Here is a 1,334-nt window from a genome sequence, read left to right as displayed (position 1 = left end):
TTCGCAAGAGATGCGATGGATGTCTGGTGATTTGTAGTCATAAATTTTAGTCCCCACTTGTTTTTAAGTGGGGACTAAATTAAGGCTTATAGGATGAATTCATAAGGTGTGTTCAGCGGACGCTTACACAGCAGCTTCACCTATATTAAAATTTAAGTCGCCATGCAGATCAAAAAATGAATAGTAAAGCCATTTCTACTTTTAATCCTGATTTACCCGTCCATATGACATTTGAAGAACATGATTGGCATCTATTGGCTGAATATTGGTACCCGATTGCACTTGCACGAGATATTACTGAACAGCCTTATGGCACAATGCTCTTAGACATGCCTTTGGTGATTTATAAAATGGGAGATGAACTCATTGTTGCCAAAGATGCCTGTCCGCATCGTGGCGTGCCACTCAGTTTAGGTCAAAATGATGGTCAAGGTGTTGTGTGTCGTTATCATGGACTGCGCTTTGGTGAAAAAGGTCACTGCAACCGCATTCCTGCCCATCCTGAACATAAAATTTCCCCAAGGTTTAACCTTAAAACTTATGCTGCTTTAGAACGCTATGGTTTAATTTGGTGCTGCCTCACCGCAAGTACAGATGATGAACCAAATATTCCTGTCATGCCGAATTGGGAGAATACAGAATATCAACAATTGGTTTGTCCTACTATAGATTTTCAATGTTTTGCAGGTCGACAACTCGAAGGCTTCATTGATGTTGCACATTTTGCATGGGTACACCCTGATACCTTTGGCGATCCTGAAAATGTTGAAGTACCCGACTATAAAACCATTGAGACAGTAACAGGTTTTAATGCGGACTATTGGAGTAGTGTTGGACGTTACCCCATTGGTTTAGATCAAAGAGGTCAAGAAGGTTTTCAATGGCTACGTCATTTCGAAATACATCTGCCTTTTACTGCAACACTGACTATCCATTTTCCCAACGATACCAAACAAGTGATTATGAATGCGGCCTCACCAATGACCGCCCGCTCTACCCGTCTATTTGCACCTATTTGTCGAAATTATGACAAGGATCTGCCTGTAGAAGATGCTTACGACTTTAACTTAAAAATATTTGAAGAAGATCGCTTAGTATCCGAATCGCAAAAGCCTGAATATTTGCCATTAGATTTGAGTATAGAAGCACATTTCCCAGCTGATCGCAGTTCGAGTATGTATCGGAAAATATTACGAAAGAAAGGATTTAGGTAAGCGTCCGCTGAACACACCTTATGAATTCATCCTATAAGCCTTAATTTAGTCCCCACTTAAAAACAAGTGGGGACTAAAATTTATGACTACAAATCACCAGACATCCATCGCATCTCTTGC

At 40.5% G+C, this 1,334-nt stretch carries 1 protein-coding gene; it reads left to right on the top strand.

Features of this window, described 5'->3' with window-relative positions; genetic code table 11:
- Nucleotides 1-176 precede the first annotated feature (176 nt).
- A complete protein-coding gene (locus FTV09_RS17740) occupies nt 177-1,214 on the top strand; it encodes a Rieske 2Fe-2S domain-containing protein (protein WP_180059009.1) in 1,038 nt (345 codons plus the stop codon).
- Nucleotides 1,215-1,334: the final 120 nt, after the last annotated feature.

The organism is Acinetobacter sp. YH12227 (genome assembly GCF_013417785.1).
Lineage (GTDB): Bacteria > Pseudomonadota > Gammaproteobacteria > Pseudomonadales > Moraxellaceae > Acinetobacter > Acinetobacter gandensis.
The sequence above is the reverse complement of the archived record's forward strand: the minus strand, read 5'-3'. Positions and strand labels throughout refer to the sequence as shown.

Coding starts and splice junctions, on each gene's coding strand:
- FTV09_RS17740 (WP_180059009.1), top strand. CDS start 177: ATGAATAGTAAAGCCATTTCTACTTTTAATCCTGATTTACCCGTCCAT.